This window comes from Kitasatospora sp. NPDC050463, assembly GCF_040655255.1.
Classification (GTDB): domain Bacteria; phylum Actinomycetota; class Actinomycetes; order Streptomycetales; family Streptomycetaceae; genus Kitasatospora.
Map to the genome: position 1 here is coordinate 39,699 of NZ_JBFAJO010000001.1, position 16,770 is coordinate 56,468.

General features: G+C 73.4%; 14 protein-coding genes, 1 pseudogene and 1 riboswitch. Of the genes and pseudogenes, 2 read left to right on the forward strand and 13 right to left on the reverse strand.

Translation table 11 applies throughout. The features are described from left to right. Positions 1 to 105: 105 nt before the first annotated feature. The 7 genes from AB0J08_RS00175 to AB0J08_RS00205 all read right to left on the reverse strand — a co-directional run bounded on the left by AB0J08_RS00175 (position 106) and on the right by AB0J08_RS00205 (position 8,373). Entirely contained in the window at positions 106 to 1,476 is a 1,371-nt protein-coding gene (locus AB0J08_RS00175; RefSeq protein ID WP_360624267.1) for an FAD-dependent oxidoreductase, read from the reverse strand. Between the two features lie 428 nt (positions 1,477 to 1,904). Beyond that, positions 1,905 to 2,846, reverse strand: coding sequence for a Ppx/GppA phosphatase family protein (locus AB0J08_RS00180; RefSeq protein ID WP_360624270.1), 942 nt, complete (start codon positions 2,844 to 2,846; stop codon positions 1,905 to 1,907). After that, positions 2,843 to 3,490 carry a DUF501 domain-containing protein gene (locus tag AB0J08_RS00185; protein ID WP_360624273.1) on the reverse strand — a complete coding sequence of 216 codons (648 nt, stop codon included), beginning with the start codon at positions 3,488 to 3,490 and terminating at the stop codon, positions 2,843 to 2,845. The genes AB0J08_RS00180 and AB0J08_RS00185 overlap by 4 nt, the downstream gene beginning before the upstream one ends. Continuing rightward, the gene (locus AB0J08_RS00190) at positions 3,480 to 3,977 is read right to left on the reverse strand and encodes a septum formation initiator family protein (protein ID WP_360624276.1); all 498 of its coding nucleotides are present in this window, start codon (positions 3,975 to 3,977) and stop codon (positions 3,480 to 3,482) included. The genes AB0J08_RS00185 and AB0J08_RS00190 overlap by 11 nt, the downstream gene beginning before the upstream one ends. Before the next feature lie 223 nt (positions 3,978 to 4,200). Further along, positions 4,201 to 5,487: a phosphopyruvate hydratase gene (gene eno, locus AB0J08_RS00195; RefSeq protein ID WP_360624279.1), complete on the reverse strand. Its 1,287-nt coding sequence runs from the start codon at positions 5,485 to 5,487 to the stop codon at positions 4,201 to 4,203. Positions 5,488 to 5,729: 242 nt separating this feature from the next. Then, positions 5,730 to 6,647, reverse strand: a complete 918-nt coding sequence (locus tag AB0J08_RS00200; protein WP_360624282.1) for a transglycosylase family protein — start codon at positions 6,645 to 6,647, stop codon at positions 5,730 to 5,732. Between the two features lie 4 nt (positions 6,648 to 6,651). Further along, positions 6,652 to 6,823, reverse strand: a riboswitch (cyclic di-AMP (ydaO/yuaA leader). 275 nt (positions 6,824 to 7,098) lie between these two features. Further along, the gene (locus tag AB0J08_RS00205) at positions 7,099 to 8,373 is read right to left on the reverse strand and encodes a cytochrome P450 (protein WP_360624285.1); all 1,275 of its coding nucleotides are present in this window, start codon (positions 8,371 to 8,373) and stop codon (positions 7,099 to 7,101) included. 158 nt (positions 8,374 to 8,531) lie between these two features. On the opposite strand from AB0J08_RS00205, the gene AB0J08_RS00210 reads away from it, so the two are divergent. Continuing rightward, positions 8,532 to 8,966, forward strand: coding sequence for an SDR family NAD(P)-dependent oxidoreductase (locus tag AB0J08_RS00210; RefSeq protein WP_360624288.1), 435 nt, complete (start codon positions 8,532 to 8,534; stop codon positions 8,964 to 8,966). A gap of 48 nt (positions 8,967 to 9,014) precedes the next feature. On the opposite strand, the gene AB0J08_RS00215 is transcribed toward AB0J08_RS00210, so the two are convergent. Next, positions 9,015 to 10,043 carry a MazG family protein gene (locus AB0J08_RS00215; RefSeq protein WP_360624291.1) on the reverse strand — a complete coding sequence of 343 codons (1,029 nt, stop codon included), beginning with the start codon at positions 10,041 to 10,043 and terminating at the stop codon, positions 9,015 to 9,017. A 165-nt stretch (positions 10,044 to 10,208) separates the two neighbouring features. Continuing rightward, entirely contained in the window at positions 10,209 to 10,805 is a 597-nt protein-coding gene (locus AB0J08_RS00220; RefSeq protein WP_360624294.1) for a hypothetical protein, read from the reverse strand. Positions 10,806 to 11,143: 338 nt separating this feature from the next. Here AB0J08_RS00220 and AB0J08_RS00225 point away from each other — a divergent pair. Beyond that, positions 11,144 to 11,746: pseudogene (locus AB0J08_RS00225) on the forward strand (phosphatase PAP2 family protein); the annotation flags it as partial. A 93-nt stretch (positions 11,747 to 11,839) separates the two neighbouring features. Here the strand turns inward: AB0J08_RS00225 and AB0J08_RS00230 are convergent. The 4 genes from AB0J08_RS00230 to AB0J08_RS00245 all read right to left on the reverse strand — a co-directional run bounded on the left by AB0J08_RS00230 (position 11,840) and on the right by AB0J08_RS00245 (position 16,595). Further along, positions 11,840 to 12,565: a response regulator transcription factor gene (locus AB0J08_RS00230; protein WP_360624298.1), complete on the reverse strand. Its 726-nt coding sequence runs from the start codon at positions 12,563 to 12,565 to the stop codon at positions 11,840 to 11,842. Between the two features lie 7 nt (positions 12,566 to 12,572). Continuing rightward, entirely contained in the window at positions 12,573 to 14,009 is a 1,437-nt protein-coding gene (locus AB0J08_RS00235) for a histidine kinase (protein ID WP_360624301.1), read from the reverse strand. Positions 14,010 to 14,121: 112 nt separating this feature from the next. Beyond that, positions 14,122 to 15,870, reverse strand: a complete 1,749-nt coding sequence (locus AB0J08_RS00240; RefSeq protein ID WP_360624304.1) for a serine/threonine-protein kinase — start codon at positions 15,868 to 15,870, stop codon at positions 14,122 to 14,124. Continuing rightward, positions 15,867 to 16,595, reverse strand: a complete 729-nt coding sequence (locus AB0J08_RS00245; RefSeq protein ID WP_360624307.1) for a hypothetical protein — start codon at positions 16,593 to 16,595, stop codon at positions 15,867 to 15,869. Before AB0J08_RS00245 ends, AB0J08_RS00240 begins: the two co-directional genes overlap by 4 nt. Positions 16,596 to 16,770: the final 175 nt, after the last annotated feature.

Here is a 16,770-nt window from a genome sequence, read left to right on the forward strand (position 1 = left end):
GTCGCACGGCCGGCTGAGCACCACGGAGGTCGTGGTCCGGCGACGCTGCCGGGCGGAGGGCCTCCGACTCATACCCCGGTGCTCCCACACCGGGGTCGCAGTCGCTTACTTGCTGGCGAGCTCCTTGTCGGCGGCCGGCTTGGCGGCCTCGACCGGCTTCGGCGCGGGTGCCGCGGCCTCCTGGAACGCCTCGAACGGCTTCTCCATCTGGGCCAGGCCGACGGCCTCGCGCTTCAGGAACACGGCCAGGGTCCAGTCGGTGAAGACGCGGACCTTGCGGTTCATGGTCGGGACCATGGCGCCGTGGTACAGGCGGTGGAACCACCAGGCCGGACGGCCCTTCAGCTTGTACTTGCCGAAGAGGATCGCCACACCCTTGTGCAGGCCGAGGCCGGCCACCGCACCGAGGTTCTTGTGCTTGTACTCGGCCTGCGGGAAGCCGCGCATGCCCGAGATGACGTTGTCGCCGAGGACGGCGGCCTGGCGGACGGCGTGCTGCGCGTTCGGCGGGCACCAGGCGCCCTCACCGGCGGCGAGGTCCGGCACCTGGGCGTTGTCGCCGGCCGACCAGACGTAGTCGAAGCCCTTGACCTGGAGGGTCGAGGCGGTGTCGACGTGGCCGCGCGGGCCCAGCGGCAGGCCGAAGTTGGCCAGCACCGGGTTCGGCTTCACGCCGGCCGTCCACACGATGGTGGAGGCATCGGCCTCGACGCCGTTCTTCAGCACGACGTGCTGGTCGACGCAGGAGTCCATCGAGGTCTCGATGTAGATCTCGATGTTGCGCTCTTCGAGCTTCTCCTTGGTCCACAGACCGAGGTCCGGGCCCATCTCCGGGAGGATGCGGTTGGCCGCCTCCACCAGGATGAAGCGCATGTCGTCACGGCTGACGGTCTTGTAGATCTTGGCGGCGTCGCGCGCCATGTCCTCGATCTCGGCGATCGTCTCGACACCGGCGAAGCCGCCGCCGACGACGACGAAGGTCAGCGCCTTGCGGCGGATCGCCTCGTCCGTGGTGGACTCGGCCTTGTCCAGCTGCGCCATGACGTGGTTCCGGAGGCTGATGGCCTCCTCGACCGTCTTCATGCCGATGCCGTGCTCCGCCAGGCCCGGGATCGGGAAGGTCCGGGAGACCGAGCCGGTCGCGACGACCAGGTACTCGAAGGGCAGCTCGTACGAGTCGCCGGCCGCGGGCTGGATGGTGGCGACCTTGCGGGCGTGGTCCACACCGGTGACAGCACCGGTGAGCACCTCCGCCTTCTTGAGGGCGCTGCGCAGCGGCGCGACGAGGTTGCGGGGCGCGACGTTGCCGCCGGCCGCCTCGGGGAGGAAGGGCAGGTACGTCATGTACGACCGCGGGTCGACGACCGTGACGGTCGCTTCGCCATAGCGCATCTTCTTGAGGATGCGCATCGCGGCATACAGGCCGACGTAACCACCGCCGACAATGAGGATGCGAGGACGCTCCGTGGTGCTCATATCCGAAAGTATCCAGCACCGTCCGGAGCAGCCTTCGTGAGGCCGGTCACAAGCTCCTGGACGCCCTGTGCTACACTTCGCGGCCACTTTCGCGGCCCCGGGGAGCCGCCTCACGGCCCACCCGACCCCCCGGTGAGGATGCGCGCCCGAACGGCCCGGCTGAGCAGCAACGATCCATGGCACGCCCGGGTTCCCGCGCGTGATTTCGATTTTCAAACCTGTGCGGGAGCATCACCTGCGATCCAGCGGCCCGCACGGCCGACGGGCCTTCGGTCCCACATTTCGGACGTAGCGGACCGGAAGGCACGACGAATGGCTGGATCGCCATGTGAAGAAATTCACGAACTTTTCCGCGGAGCCCCGCGCGCGCCCCGGCCCCGGACCCCTCGAAGGGGTGCCGGGGCCGGGGCGGTAAGGCTCGCATCCGCTCAGGAGGCCATACTCCAGGCGATGCCGTCCAGGATGTCGTGCTCGCTGACGACCAGCTCGGTGGCGCCGGTCCGCTCCATGATCTCCAGCAGCTCCAGCGCACCGGCCGCGATCACGTCCACCCGACCGGGGTGCATCGACGGGATGGCCGCACGCTGGGCGTGCGTGGCGGAGAGCAGTTCGGTCGCGATCCGGGCCACCTGCTCCCGGCCGAGCCGCGAGTGGTGGATCCGCTCGGAGTCGTACGCGGGCAGGTCCTGGGCGATCGCCGACACGGTGGTGACCGTCCCGGCCAGGCCGACCAGGGTGGCCGCACCGGTCAGCGGGACGACCTCCTCGGCCTTGTCCAGCTCGGCCCGGACGTGCGCCCGCGCCTCGGCGATCTGCTCGGCCGACGGCAGCTCGGCGCCGGCGAAGTGGCGCTCGGTCAGCCGGACACAGCCGATGTCGACCGAGCGGGCGACCCGGACGTCCTCCGTCCCGAGCACGAACTCGGTGGAGCCGCCGCCGAGGTCGAAGACCAGGTACGGCGCCGGGAACCGGCCGCCGGCGAGCTCCTTGGTGGCACCGACGAAGGAGAGGTGCGCCTCCTCCTCGCCGCTCACCACCTCGGGCCCGACGCCCAGGATGTCGCGCACGCCCTTGGCGTACTCGTCGCTGTTCTCGGCGTCCCGGGAGGCGCTGGTGGCGACGAAGCGGATCCGGTCCGGACCCACCCCGAAGCCGGAGATGACCTCGGCGTACTCGCGGCAGGCCGCGAAGGTGCGCGCCAGCGCGTCCGGGTGCAGCCTGCCGGTCCGGTCCACGCCCTGGCCCAGCCGGTTGATGATCATCCGGCGGTCGAGGTCGGTGATCGCACCGGTCTCCGGGTCGAGGTCGGCGACCAGCAGGCGGATCGAGTTGGTGCCGCAGTCGATCGCGGCGACCCGGGTGACGCTCATGCGCCGTCCTCCTCGACGGTCTCCTGGGCGGCCCTCTTGGCGGCGCGCTCGGCGGCCTTCTGCTGCTTGGCCGCGATCACGGCCTCATGGTCCTGGTCCTTGGCACGGTTCCTCGCGACCCGCTGACCGGCGGCCTCGACCTCGGCGGCGGAGACGCAGGGGCCCTTGGCCCACCAGTCCTCCAGCATGCCGATCGCCTCGTCGCCGAGCGGGTTGACGCCCTCGCCGGCCGCCAGCGAGTGGCCGACCAGCACGTGCAGGCACTTCACCCGGTCCGGCATGCCACCGGCACTCGGGAAGCCCTCCAGCACCTCGATGGCGTCGCGGCGGGCGATGTAGTCCTCGTGCGCCTTCTGGTAGGCCGCGGCGAGCTCCGGGTCCTCGGCGAGCCGGGCGGTCTGCTCCTTCATCACGCCGTCCGCCTCCAGCGTGCCGATCAGCGAGGCGGCCTTGGGGCAGGTCAGGTAGTAGAGCGTCGGGAACGGCGTGCCGTCCGCGAGCCGGGGCGCCGTCTCCACGACGTCCGGGTTGCCGCAGGGGCAGCGGTGCGCCACCGAGCGCAGGCCGCGCGGGACCCGGCCGAGCTGCGCGGCGATGGCCGCGACATCGGTGTCGGAGACGGAGGGGTGGTTCTCAGTGGTCATGGGGGGAGCTGGCTCCAGCAGAGGCAGGGGCGGGTGGAGAGGGCGGGGCTAGGGCGGCGGTGTCGGCGGCGTCCACCGAGTCCCAGACGCTCGCGTACCAGGGCTTGGCGGCCTTCGCCGGCCCGGCGGCCACGCCGTCGGACGAGGCGGGCGGGGCGACGGAGGACGGGGTGGCGCCCCGGCCCGCCGGATCCACCGCAATGTACGGGGTCTCCCCCGGCATCGCGTAGTGCAACCGGTTGCGGGCCTGCGCCTTGACGTACTCCGGGTCCTGCCAGCGGGCCTTCTCCCGGCGCAGCTGCTCGACCTGCTGCCGGGCGTGCTCGGCCCTCGCCCGCTGGGCGGAGATCTCGGAACGCTGGGAGATGAACTGCCTGGTCGGGTACGCCAGGATCGCCACCAGGGAACAGAGCACCAGGACGAGGACGGTCGCCCGGCTCGTGAAGCGAGGCCGGGCGGCAAAGCCCGGGATCCTCCAGCCTGCCATCTCCCGTATCCCCTCCTGGTCGCGGCGGTGCCCCGCCGTCCACCCTACGGGGTGAACGGCGGGGCACCGGTCAGGCTTGCGCCACTGGGCGCGCGCGGCCCTCGTCCTCGGCTGCGGCGACGACCACTCGGCGGAGCGGCTGTGCTTGCTATTCCGCAGAGCGGCTGTGCTTGTTACTCCGCGGAGCGGCTGTGCTCGTTACTCCGCGGAGCGGCTGTGCTCGTTACTCCGCGGAGCGGAAGCGGGGGAACGCACCGCGGCCGGCGTACACGGCGGCGTCGTCGAGGATCTCCTCGATGCGCAGCAGCTGGTTGTACTTGGCGACGCGCTCGGAGCGGGCCGGGGCGCCGGTCTTGATCTGGCCGCAGTTGGTGGCGACGGCGAGGTCGGCGATGGTGACGTCCTCGGTCTCGCCGGAGCGGTGCGACATCATGCAGCGGTAGCCGTTGCGCTGGGCCAGCTCGACGGCGTCCAGGGTCTCGGTCAGCGAACCGATCTGGTTCACCTTGACCAGCAGCGCGTTGGCGGTGCCGGTCTCGATGCCCTTGGCCAGGCGGGCCGGGTTGGTGACGAACAGGTCGTCGCCGACCAGCTGGACCTTGTCACCCAGCTTGACGGTCATGGCCTTCCAGCCGTCCCAGTCAGACTCGTCCAGCGGGTCCTCGATGGAGACCAGCGGGTAGGAGGCGACCAGCTCGGCGTAGTACTCGATGAGCTCGGCGGCGGAGAGCGCCTTGCCCTCGAACTGGTAGGCACCGTCCTGGTAGAACTCGGAGGCGGCGACGTCCAGGGCGAGCGCGATGTCCTTGCCGGGCACGTAGCCGGCCTTCTGGATGGCCTCGGTGATGAGGTCCAGGGCCTCGCGGTTGCTGTCCAGGTTCGGCGCGAAGCCGCCCTCGTCGCCGAGGCCGGTGGACAGGCCGCGCTCCTTCAGCACGCCCTTGAGGGTGTGGTAGACCTCGACGCCCCAGCGGACGGCCTCGGAGAAGGACTCCGCGCCGATCGGGGCGATCATGAACTCCTGGATGTCGACGTTGGAGTCCGCGTGCGAGCCACCGTTGAGGATGTTCATCATCGGGACCGGCAGGACGTGCGCGTTCGGGCCGCCCAGGTAGCGGAACAGCGGCAGGTCGCTGGCCTCGGAGGCGGCGTGCGCGACGGCCAGCGAGACGCCGAGGATCGCGTTGGCGCCGAGCGAGGACTTGTCCGGGGTGGCGTCCAGGTCGAGCATGGCCTGGTCGATCAGGCGCTGCTCGGTGGCGTCGTAGCCGACCAGCTCGGGGCCGATCTGCTCGATGACGGCCAGAACGGCCTTCTCCACGCCCTTGCCGAAGTAGCGGTTCTTGTCACCGTCGCGAAGCTCCAGCGCCTCGAAGGCGCCGGTGGAGGCACCCGACGGGACAGCGGCACGGCCGGTGCTGCCGTCGTCGAGGCCGACCTCGACCTCGACCGTGGGGTTGCCACGCGAGTCGAGAATCTCACGGGCTACGACGACATCGATGGACGGCACGAGGCATCTCCTAGCGGAAGCAGGTTCGGCTGACGATGGGTGCTGTCGGCCGGATGGTTGCGGAGTCGTTACGACCAGAGCCTAACCGCACGGGCTCTCGGGACCACGTCGACCTCGGTCCCGTCTCAGCGTGTGGCCCGGCTACCCACCGGTAGTTCACCTGATTGCCCCACAAAAGGGGAACAGATGCGGACGAAGGGGGCCGATCGGCCCCCTTCGTGGAGCCACCGCACCGGCGGGCGTCAGCCGAGGTCGAGCACCTGGCCCGGGAGGATCAGGTTCGGGTCGGTGCCGACGGTGCCACGGTTGCCGTCGTACAGCGTCTGCCAGCCGCCCTCAACACCCTGGGCGGTGGCGATGGTCGACAGCGTGTCACCGGACTGGACGGTGTAGCCGTGGCCGGCGCGCTGCTGGGCGACGGGGGAGGCTGCGGCAGCCGGGGCGCCGTGGGCCTCGGCCGGACGGCTGTCCTGACCCGCGTACTGGCCGGCGGCCTGACCCGCGTACTGCTGATAGACGCTCTGGTGGCTGGTCCAGTACCAGGCGCCGTTGCTCTGGTACCAGAAGACCTTCGCGTCGGCGTCCCAGCCGGGCTTCTGCTGCGCGTCCTGCTGGACGGGCTGCTGGACGGCGGGCTTCGGGGCGGGCTTCTGGGCCTGCTGCTGGACGGGCTTCTGAGCGGGCTTCGGCTGAGCCGGCTTCGCCTGCGCGGGCTTCGGCGCGGCGGGCTGCTGGGCGGCGGGCTCGGCGTCCGAGGAGGTGTCGACCGAGGCCGGGGCGCCACCCTTGGCCAGGCCCGCCTTCTGCGAGCAGACCGGCCAGGCGCCCGGCCCCTGCGAGGCGAGGACCTTCTCGGCGACCGAGATCTGCTGCGCCCTGCTGGCCTGGTGGGCCTGCGGCGCGTACGAGGTGCCGCCGTACGCCTTCCAGGTGCTGGGGGTGAACTGCAGGCCACCGTAGAAGCCGTTGCCGGAGTTGATACTCCAGTTGCCGCCGCTCTCGCACTGGGCGACCGCGTCCCAGGTCGAGGTCGGGGCGGCGGAGGCGCCGGTGGCGGTGAGCAGCGGCAGCGCGAGTCCGACGCCGGCCACACCGGCCACGGCGATGGCCTTCTCGGTCTGGGTGCGACGACGATGACGGCCGGTTCCGACGAAGAGCATGACGTTTCCCTCTCCGCACGCCTGCGAGGTGAGCTGTCGGGTTCGGACCGGGAGGTGGCCCGGCCGCGTGGCGCGGGGGCTTTCGGCCCGCGCTGGCGGCTTCACCCCAAGCCGTGGGGGACGGCAACAAACCTGGTTCCCCCGCCCCTGCCCAAGGGTTCTGGTCGGTTTCCCGTGACGCGGCGGGCAGGATTCGGCGTTCCGCGCACGAGGTCCGCAGCTGCGAACTCCAGGGAGGGTAGACAGATCCTCACATCAATCACAAGCTCATATCGCAGGTATCACACATAAATTACGGCGGATGGCCGATTGCCTACCAACGACAGGGCTATGTCCTGATTGATGGTGATTCAGACCTGCGATCAGAGCCGGACAGCGACACCCCGTCAGCGTGTCGGAGACTCGAAGGGTCGAGATCGAGACACCGCCGGGGCATCGCCGCTGCGGATTCTCAGAGCCCGGTCGGCGGCTCTGCGGACGGCTTCTCGGGGGTGAATTCCACCGGGAGGTCGCGAAGTCCACGCATGATCAGGCCACCGCGCCAACGGAGATTCTCCGGGCTTTCGGCGAGTCGCAGATCGGGCAGCCGGGTGAGCAGGGTGGTGAGCGCCGACCGCCCCTCCAATCGGGCCAGCGGAGCACCGATGCAGTAGTGGATGCCGTGCCCGAAGCCCAGGTGCGGGTTGTCGGTCCGGGCCAGGTCGAGGGTGTTCTCGTCGGCGAACCGCGCCGGGTCCCGGTCCGCCGCCGCGAGCACCACCAGTACCGGGTCACCGACCGGGATCTCCACGCCGCCGATGGTCAGCGGGCTGGTCGCGAACCGCCAGGTGGCGAGCTCCACCGGCCCGTCGTAGCGCAGGAGTTCCTCGATCCCGGTCTCCAGCAGGGCGGTCTCGCCACGGGCGATCGAATCCTGGAGCAGCGCCCGCTGCCCGGGGTTGCGCAGCAGCGCGTAGGTGCCGTTGCCGATCAGGTTGACGGTCGTCTCGAAACCGGCGAAGAGGAGGATGAAGGCCATCGCCGCGGCCTCGTTCTCGGTCAGGTGCTCACCGTGGTCGCTGGCCCGGATCAGGCCGGAGATCAGGTCGTCGCCGAGATCGGCCCGCTTGCGGTGGATCAGCTCCGCCAGATAGGCGCGCATCCGCTTGACGGCACGCCCCACCCCGCCGCGCTGCCCGCCGCCGTGGCGGATCATCATGCCAGCCCAGTCCCGGAAGTCGTCCTGGTCCTCGGCCGGCACCCCGAGCAGGTCGCAGATCGCGTAGATGGGCAGCGGGAAGGCGAACTCGTGGATCAGGTCCGCCGAGCCGCGCTGCGCGAAGCCGTCGATCAGCCGGTCGGTGAGCTGCTGCACCCGGGGCTCGAACTCCGCCACCCGGCGCGGCGTGAACGCCTTCGAGACCAGTCGGCGCAGCCGCGTGTGGTCCGGTGGGTCGATGTTCAGCAGGTGGGTCATCAGGTTGGCCTGGCGCTCGCCGGGGATGCCGACCCGGCCGGTGCGGTGGGCGTGCCCGCTGTGGTGGAGCGGGTTCTTCGAGAGGCGGCTGTCGGCGAGCGCCTGCCGGGCGTCCGCGTACCTGGTCACCAGCCAGGCCTCGACCCCGCTCGGCAGGGTGGTGCGGTGCACCGGCTCGTGCTCCCGCAGCCACGCGTACGCCGGGTACGGGTCGGCGGCGAACTCCCAGGTGAAGAGCGGCGGGCGGGCTGAATCGGGCTGAACTGGCATGTGTCGACCGTATCCGGTGGGGATCTCGGGCGCGGCAGGCGTGAGCCTGGTCACCTGAGGGGTAATCCCTGTTGCGGAGGATCAGGACCTGCCTACCATCCTCCGCAAGCAAAACGCGTGGGCGCCGGTGCGGAGCCGCCCACAGGGAGGAGCGCACCATGCGGGTCACCGGGGCAGTCGTGGTCATCGCCGTACTCGCCGGCGGGTCGGGAGCCGACCTCGCCCGCCGGTTCACCGCCGCGGGCGCCGCCGGCGTGCTCATCGCCGACCAGCAGGTCGGCATCGCCGAGGACCTCGCCGCCGAACTCGACCGGCCGGGCTGCCCGGTCGTCGGCGTCTGCGGTGACATCCGCCGCCCGAGCGACATCGCCGCCCTCGTCGACACCACCGAGAAGCACCTCGGCCCGATCGACCTGTTCTGCGTGGCCGGCCCGGACGGCGAGCGCATCGTCTCCCTCGCCGAACTGCCCGACCACCTCGACCTGGAGCGGCTCGCCGAACTGCTCGCGCTGGTCGGCGAGGCGATCGCCGAGGTCGTCGGCGACGTCGTCCCGGCGCAGCGCCGTTCCGTGGAGGACGTCGCGACGGTCTGACGGGCGCGCTCGGTCCGGGGTGCTCGGGGGTGCTCGGGGTAGTCCGGGCTACTCGGGCTGCTCGGGCTTGAGCCCCTCGGCCGCGCGCACGGCGTCCCGGTAGCCGCGCGCGGCCGCCCGAAGCGCGGCGTCCACGTCCACCCCCGCGTCGTGCGCCCGCTGCGCCACGGCGAGCAGCAGCCTGCCCGCCGACTCCGCCGTGAGCTCCGCAGGCAGCTCGTAGGGCGCGTCCGGCACTCCCGTGAACCCCGCCCTGCGCACCCGGGACACCAGCTTCGCCGCGTACGCCAGCGACGGCAGCCCGGCCGGTACGCCGTCCAGCACCGACTCGCGCTCCGACTTCTCGGCGGCCTTCAGCGCCTCCCAGTTCGCCTCCACCTCGGCGGCACCCTCCGCCTCGGTGTCCCCGAACACGTGCGGGTGGCGGTACATCAGCTTGTCGACGATGTCGCCCGCCACGTCGTCGATGGAGAACGCGTCGGTGGGGTGCTCCTCGGCGATCCGGGAGTGGAAGAAGACCTGGAGCAGGACGTCGCCCAACTCCTCGCGGAGGGTCTCGCGATCCCCCTCCTCGATCGCCTCCACCAGCTCGAACGACTCCTCGACCAGGTACTTCACCAGGCTGGCGTGGGTCTGCTCGGCGTCCCAGGGGCAACCGCCGGGCGAGCGCAGGCGGTCCATCACCGAGACCAGGTCCAGCAGCCGCGCGCCCGGCAGGTCGTACGAGCCCGGCAGCACCTCGATCTCGGGCACCTCACCCGCGTGCTCGACCGCCAGGCGCGCCAGCGCGTCGGTGAGCCCCGGGTCGCCGTCCGGGCTGCCCAGCCAGACCGTCGGGCCCGAAGCGGCCGGCTGCCCGGTCAGCAGCCGGGCGAGCGTCGGCGCCGAGCCGGGCACCACCACCTCCACCTCGACCCCGGCAGCCCGCACCGCTGCCAGTTGCGGGTGCGCGGCGTCGCCGGCGAGCACCCGCCCGGCAGACCGCAGCGCCTCCCAGGCGGGCCAGGCCAGCAGGCCGGGGGCCACCCGGTGGGTGGTGGTGAGCAGGATCAGCTTCGCGCCCGGAGGATTCGTCACACCCCGAACCTACCCGCCCCGGGCAAGGCTCCGCCCTCGCGTTTCCGGCCGCCCCGCGGCGGGGGCGGGGCGGACCCGGGGAGGCGCGGACCCGGGAGCGGGAAGTCGGCCGGTCCGACTTCCCGCTCCCCGCAGCTCTCCCCTGGCCGGTAGCCGCACGCCGGGCTACGGGGCCAACCAGAGCGGGGTGTCGGGGAGGAGGGTGACCTGGTCGGCGTCCCAGGTGCCGTAGCGGGGGTTGACGTGCAGGTGGAGGGCGGTGGCGGCGTCGGCCAGGGCGAGGCGGACGCCGGCGTCGCCCGCCGGGGTGCCGCCGTCCTGCCCGGCTGCCGCCGCGAGGCGGCGGATGCCCAGCTGGCGGCGGAGGTAGTCGTCGATCGCGGCGGCGGGGACGCCCCGGGAAGCCAGTACCCGGGCGAGCGGCCCGGCACCGCCGAACCGGTCCTCCTCCACGGTCCGGGCCGCCGCCACCTCGGCGCCGCCCACGGCGATCCCCCGGTCGGCCACCGCGCGGGCGATCACGGTATCGAGCACCAGGTCCGTGAGGGCTCGCCGCACCAGCCCGTCCGACTCCTGCCGGGCGTCAGCCGACGCACCGCCGGCCGTGTCACGCAGTTCCGCGACCCGGGCCTCGACCGCCGCCACCGGGATCCGCCGGCCGTCGAGCACCGCCGCCGTGCCCGGCGTCAGCCCGTTGCCTCCGCAGGCGGCCAGCGCCGAGGCGGCGAGCAGGGCGCCTGCGACGGCGGTCCGACGGTGCATGGCTGGTCTCCGGGGTGGGGTGACACGCGTCCGGGGCCGCCCTCCCACGAGCGGCCGGGCGTTGTCCTGAGATTAGGGCGACCGGGCCCGCATCGCGCGGACCGTGACCCGAACGGGTCACCAGGCGTGCGGCGGCTGTCAACCCTGACGATCGTCCAGGTCTCGCCCTGCCTTTCGGCCCGGGTCGCGAGCCCCCGACCGCCCCTACCGTCCTGACCATGACGAACAAGGTCAGGAAGAGGAAGCGAGCGGCCAGGACGAGAACGGTCGGGGCCGAAGCGGTCGGGACGAGGGCGGTCAGTACGAGGGCGGTCGGAACGACCGGCGCGCGGGCGGCCATGACGGTGGTGCTGTTGGGTGCGGGCACCGGTGTGGTCGGGTCGCTGGCGCCGGCCCGCGGTGGGGAGGACGGGCCGGCCCGGGTGATCACCGGCGCGTCCGCCACCGGCTATCGGCGGGTGGCCGACGTCGTCGCCGATGCGCCGCACCGACTCGGCTCACTGCTGGAGCCCGCCACCGAGGCCGGGCTACTGGTGCTGGGCCTGCTGCTGGCACTGTGCTGGTGGACGGCCCGCAGCCGGCGCGCCGTCCACCTCGTCGCGGGGGTCGCGCTCACCGGCCTCGGCACGGTCCTCGCGTACGGGGCGAGTGAGGTGCTGAAGGTCGTGATCGAAGAGGAGCGCCCCTGCCGCGCGCTGTCCGGCGTGCTGTCCGCACGGCCGGCCGTCGCCGAGTGCCCGCCCCCGGGCGACTGGTCGTTCCCCAGCAACCACGCGACCCTCGCCGTCGCCCTGGCCACCGGCCTGGTCCTGCTGCGCCCGCGCTGGGCCCTGTTGGTCGTCCCGGTCGGCGGCGCGACGGCCGCGCTGCGGGTGGCCGCCGGGGTGCATTATCCGCACGACGTGGTCGCCGGGGCGGCTCTCGGCGGGGCGATCACGGCGGCGGTGGTCGTCGCGCTGCTACCGCTCGCCACCACCGCCGTGGCGTCACTGACCGGTATACGGGTGCTGGGCCCACTGCTGGCGGCGCCGCCGTCAGGCGCGCGGTCCGCCCGCGCACGCTCCGCCGGTGGTCAGACCGGCCTCGTGGGCGAGGACGGCGGCGGCCGCCCGGTTGGCCACGCCGAGCCGCGCCAGGATGGAGCTCACGTGGGCCTTCACGGTGCCCTCCACCACCCCGATCCGGCGCGCGATCTGACCGTTGGACAGTCCGGCGGCGATCAGCGTCAACACGTCCCGTTCCCGGGTGGTCAGCCCGGCCACCTGTTCACGGGCGGCGGAGCGGCGGTCGGCCGGCCCGCCGGCTCCGGCGGCGGCGAGGTGGGCGACGACCCGCGCGGCCACCTTGGGTGAGAGGTAGGCCGCGCCGTCGGCCACCGCCCGCACTCCGGCGATCAGTTCCTCCGGCTCACCGGACTTGATCAGGAACCCATTGGCGCCACCGGAGAGGGCCCGCAGGATGTAGTCGTCCTCACCGAAGGTGGTCAGCATGACGATCCCGGTGGTGGCGCCGGTGCGGCGGATCTCGGCGGCAGCGGTGATGCCGTCCGCGCCGGGCATCCGGATGTCCAGCACGACGACATCGGGGCGGTGGAGGCGGACCAGTTCGACGGCCTCCCGGCCGTCCCCGGTCTCGGCCACGATCTCGATCCCCGGATCGGTGGTGAGCACCGCGCGGACGCCTGCGCGGACCATCGGCTCGTCGTCGGCGATCACCACCCGGATCGGTCTGCCGGTCGCGGCCCGCTCGCCGCCGCTCATCCGGCGCTCACGCGACCAGGGCGTCCAGGGAGATCAGCACGCCGCCCTGGAAACAGAGCCGGTACGCGTCGCCGGAACGGTCGTTGCCGAACGGTTCGGCGGTGATCGCGTAGTACTCGCACGTCACTCCTTCTCCCCGGGGTGGCGGGTTCCCCACGGATGGATGGTACGGAAACTGATGACCCGGCAGAAAACGCTGGACGGTGGCGCGGTCCTGGCCGACCCGCAGCGACGCGTAGGCCGCCGGGGCCAGCACCGCACGCCCTGCGCTGTAGATCGTCCATCCCCGCAGGAGACCGGTCAGCACCAGCACGGTGACCAGTGGCAGCAGGACGGTCGCTGCCATCATCCGGCCCACCCGGCGACGGGCGCGGCTCAGCTCGCGGGCCGGTGACACCGGGCCGGGCCCGGGGGCCGGAGCGACGGCCGCACCGGAGCGCGGAAGGAAGGCGAGCACCTCGAAGCCGGCGCCGTCGGCACCCGGCCCGTGTCGGAGGGTTCCGCCGGCCAGTCTGACCCGCTCGGCCAGGCCGATCAGCCCGCGGCCGCCCCCGCCCGGTGCGGCCGCCGGAGCCGCCGGCGACGGCCCGCTGACCACCTGGACCCGGGCGCCGTCCGGTGTGTAGGCCACCCGCACCGTGACCGGAGCCAGCGGGGCGTGTTTGGCCGCATTGGTCAGCGCCTCCTGCGTCACCCGGTAGGCGGCGTGCTCGGCCGCGCGCGGCAGGCCGTCGGCTGTGCCGGTCACGATCAGCCGGACCTCCAACCCGGCCGCCGCCGCCTCCTCGACCAGCTGGCCGACTCCCGCGTCGGCGGGGCCCCGGACCGCCTCGTCCGTCTCGTCCGCCTCGTCCGCCTCGTCCCGCAGGATTCCGATCACCTCCGCGAGACGCTCCACGGCCGCTCCCGCGCCCTTGCGGATCTCCTGGGCCGCCTCACGGTGCGTCGGCGCGAGGTCGGCCGCCAGCTTCAGTGCACCGGCCCGCAGGGCGATCAGACTCAGGTCGTGACCCAGGGCGTCGTGCATGTCCTGGGCGATCCGGGCCCGCTCGCGCAGCCGAACCTGGTCGGCCACCAACCGTTGCTCGCGCTCCAGCCGCTCCGCCCGCTCCCAGCCCGCCCGGACCAGTTCCTGCGACTGCCGCCAGAACCTGCCCGCCATCCAGGGCGCCATCCCCGCGCAGACCACCAGGGACAGGAACGACGTCCCCTGGACCATCCATGCCGGCACCGTCAGCGCCGCCGCCACCCCGACCGCGACCATCGCCGCCAGGACGACCGCGGCCCACCGCACGCGGTCCGTCCGCCACCCGGCGAGGAACGCCGCTCCGATCGCCGGCAGAGCCCACCAGATGCTCACCGTGCTCGCCCCGGTCGCCGCCGCCGCACCCGCCAGCAGGCCGCCGTCGAGCCACCCGCTCCACCGCTCACCGTTCGTCCTCACGGCTACGACAGTAGGAGGCGGGCGGCAACGCCGGATCTGCCGAAAGTCATACGGATGCCGCGGCGGTGCCACGTGGGCCGGGTTGGCCGGGCCTCCCGTGACGGCCGGCGGCTCAGGGGGCGGAGGGCCAGGGAGCCGCACGGGGATCGGCACGGGGATCGGGGGGCGCGGGGTTGTTGGTGGTGCGGTGCGGCTGGAGGGTGTCCAGGGTCTGGCGCAGCCGTCGGACGGCCGGGTGGTGCGGGCCCTCGCGGCGTTCGCGGTCGAACAGGAGCTGGAGCAGCCACTGCCAGGCGCCCTCGGCATCACCGCCCGCCGCCAGCAGCAGGCCGATCCGCTCGCGCGCGTCGAACGCCCGCTCCGGGTCGAGGCCCGGAGCGTCGGCGAGCAGCGCCCGGTACTCGGCGAGCGCCTCGGTGCCCTGCCCCAGCCGCTCCAGGCACTCGGCGGCGCGGTAGCGGTGTTCGAGCGCCTGCGGGCCGTGCGGGCCACCGTCAGCGGTAGCGGCCAGCAGCCGGTACTCGGGCAGCGCCTGCCGGTAGCGGCGCTCCTGGTGCAGGGTGCGGGCGTAGATGGTCCGGACGGTGCGCACGAGCGGTGCGCTGTCGCCGAGTTCGGCCTGGGCCCGGGGCAGCAGCGTGCCGGCGAGATCGAGCACCTCCGCGCGGCGGCCCGCGTCGAGCAGGTCGGAGAGCCGGGCGCAGGCCGCCGCCAGGTCCGCCCCGGACGCCGCTGCCCCGGACACCGCTGCCCCGGACGCCGTCGGCCCGGTCGCCGCCGCAGCGGGACCCGCGACAGGAGGGGGAGGCGAGGACGGGAGGACGGGCCCCGGCACCGCCGCCATCAGGAACGGGCGCGGTTCCGCACGCGGCGCGGGCGACGGCACCGGCGCCGCGGCCTCGATCGGCCGGTGCTGCGGCTGGTGGGGGTGGCGGTACGGGCGGGCGGGATCGGGCAGCGGCCCGTACCGGGGCTGCGGTTCCCGGGTGGTGGCGGGCAACAGCGGGAGCAACCGCGCGTGCACCTCCTGGGCGTCGGCGGGGCGGCCGTCGGGCTGCTTGGCGAGCAGGTCGAGGACCAGCCGCTCCAGCGGTTCCGGGACGTCCGGGCGGAGTTCGCGCAGCGGCACCGGCGGTTCGTCGACGTGTCGGCGCAGCACGCCGAGCGCGGTGGGCGCGCGGAACGGCTCCTCGCCGGCGAGCATCTCGTGCAGCATGCAGCCGAGCGCGTAGAGGTCGCTGCGCGGGTCGACCGTCGCGGCGAGCGCCTGCTCGGGAGCCATGTAGGACGGGCTGCCGACGGGGACGCCGGTCAGGGTGAGGCGGGTGGCCTCGGTGTCGAGCGCGGTGGCGATGCCGAGATCGAGCAGGATCGTCCGGCCGTCGTCCCGGACCATCACATTGCTGGGCTTCAGGTCGCGGTGGACCACCGGTACGGCGTGGACGGCGGCCAGCGCCGCGCAGAGCTGGGCCGCGACGGCGGCCGCGCGCTCCGGCGGGAACGGGGCGTCCTCGGCGATCAGGTCGGCCAGGCTGATGCCCGGTACGCGCTGCATGACCAGGTACAGCTCGCCGCCGTCCTCCCCCGCGTCGAAGACGGTGACCAGGCCGGGGTGGTCGAGGGCGGCGGTGATCCGGCACTCGCGCAGGAAGCGGCGGCGGAGCTCGTCCCCCTGCCGGCGGTGCTCCGTCCCGCCACCGGCGGACGGGTCGCCCGGGAGCAGGCGGTCGGTGCGGAGCAGTTTGACGGCGACCGGGCGGTCCAGCCGCTCGTCGTAGCCGCCCCAGACCTGTCCCATCCCGCCGTGACCGATCTTCTCGGTCAGGCGGTAGCGGCCGCCGATCACCCTGGCGGTGGTCACGGCCGGCCGCCCTCCCGGGCCTGGCGCCGCAGCAGTTCACCCAGCTCGCGCAGCTCCTCGCCGGTCGCGGGCGCGGTCGGGGCCGGGGCCGGGGCCGGGTAGCCGTAGCCGGGTACGGGCGGCGGGGTGTTCGGGGCTGCCGCGCCGGGCGGAGCCGGGACACCGAACGGTGCGGCGTACCCGGGCGCGGGGGTCGGAGCGTAGGGCGCACCGGGCGCGGGCTGTGCGTACGGCGCGGCGGGCTGCGGGTAGTGGGCCGCCGGGGCGGGCGCCTTCGGCAGGCCGGCCTCCCAGACGACGCGCAGGTCCATCGCCAGGAAGTGCAGCGGCGCACCGAACCACATCAGCACCATGGCCACCATGCCGACGGTGTCCGCGGCGGGCGCGTCCCCGGTGCCGCCGGCCACGCCCGCGCAGACCAGGTAGGTGAGGAACAGCCCGGCGAAGACCACCGCGCCGAGGATGTCGTACGCCCGGCGGCGGCGGATCGCCAGCAGCAGAGAGGGGATCATGCCGAGCAGACCGACCGTCACCAGCGGGGTGAGGGCGCACAGTACCCGGCCGAGCGGACCGTAGGGCCCGGGGCGCCGCGCCGCGCCGGGCGGCGGTGGAACGGGGTACGGCACCGCGCCCGTCCCTCCGGCGTGCGGCGGGCCGCCGTGGGGCCCGCCGGGGAACGCGCCGCCGGGCGGTGGTCCGAACTGCCCGGGGTACTGCCCTGACATGTGCGCTCCTGAGCGAGTGAGGACGGTGGCCGGCCGCAGGACGGACGAACCCCGAACACCGTACCTTCCGCGGCCGACACGCCGGGGGGCTTCCCAGCCTCCGGGCCCCGGCCACGCACGGCGGGTGGGACGGCCGGACGCGGGCCGGTGGTGGCGTCCGTGCAGCCGGACCGGA

Coding starts and splice junctions, on each gene's coding strand:
- AB0J08_RS00220 (WP_360624294.1), bottom strand. CDS start 10,805: ATGCACCGTCGGACCGCCGTCGCAGGCGCCCTGCTCGCCGCCTCGGCG.
- AB0J08_RS00180 (WP_360624270.1), bottom strand. CDS start 2,846: ATGAGCGTCACCCGGGTCGCCGCGATCGACTGCGGCACCAACTCGATC.
- AB0J08_RS00230 (WP_360624298.1), bottom strand. CDS start 12,565: ATGAGCGGCGGCGAGCGGGCCGCGACCGGCAGACCGATCCGGGTGGTG.
- AB0J08_RS00245 (WP_360624307.1), bottom strand. CDS start 16,595: ATGTCAGGGCAGTACCCCGGGCAGTTCGGACCACCGCCCGGCGGCGCG.
- AB0J08_RS00210 (WP_360624288.1), top strand. CDS start 8,532: ATGCGGGTCACCGGGGCAGTCGTGGTCATCGCCGTACTCGCCGGCGGG.
- AB0J08_RS00185 (WP_360624273.1), bottom strand. CDS start 3,490: ATGACCACTGAGAACCACCCCTCCGTCTCCGACACCGATGTCGCGGCC.
- AB0J08_RS00200 (WP_360624282.1), bottom strand. CDS start 6,647: ATGCTCTTCGTCGGAACCGGCCGTCATCGTCGTCGCACCCAGACCGAG.
- AB0J08_RS00175 (WP_360624267.1), bottom strand. CDS start 1,476: ATGAGCACCACGGAGCGTCCTCGCATCCTCATTGTCGGCGGTGGTTAC.
- AB0J08_RS00205 (WP_360624285.1), bottom strand. CDS start 8,373: ATGCCAGTTCAGCCCGATTCAGCCCGCCCGCCGCTCTTCACCTGGGAG.
- AB0J08_RS00190 (WP_360624276.1), bottom strand. CDS start 3,977: ATGGCAGGCTGGAGGATCCCGGGCTTTGCCGCCCGGCCTCGCTTCACG.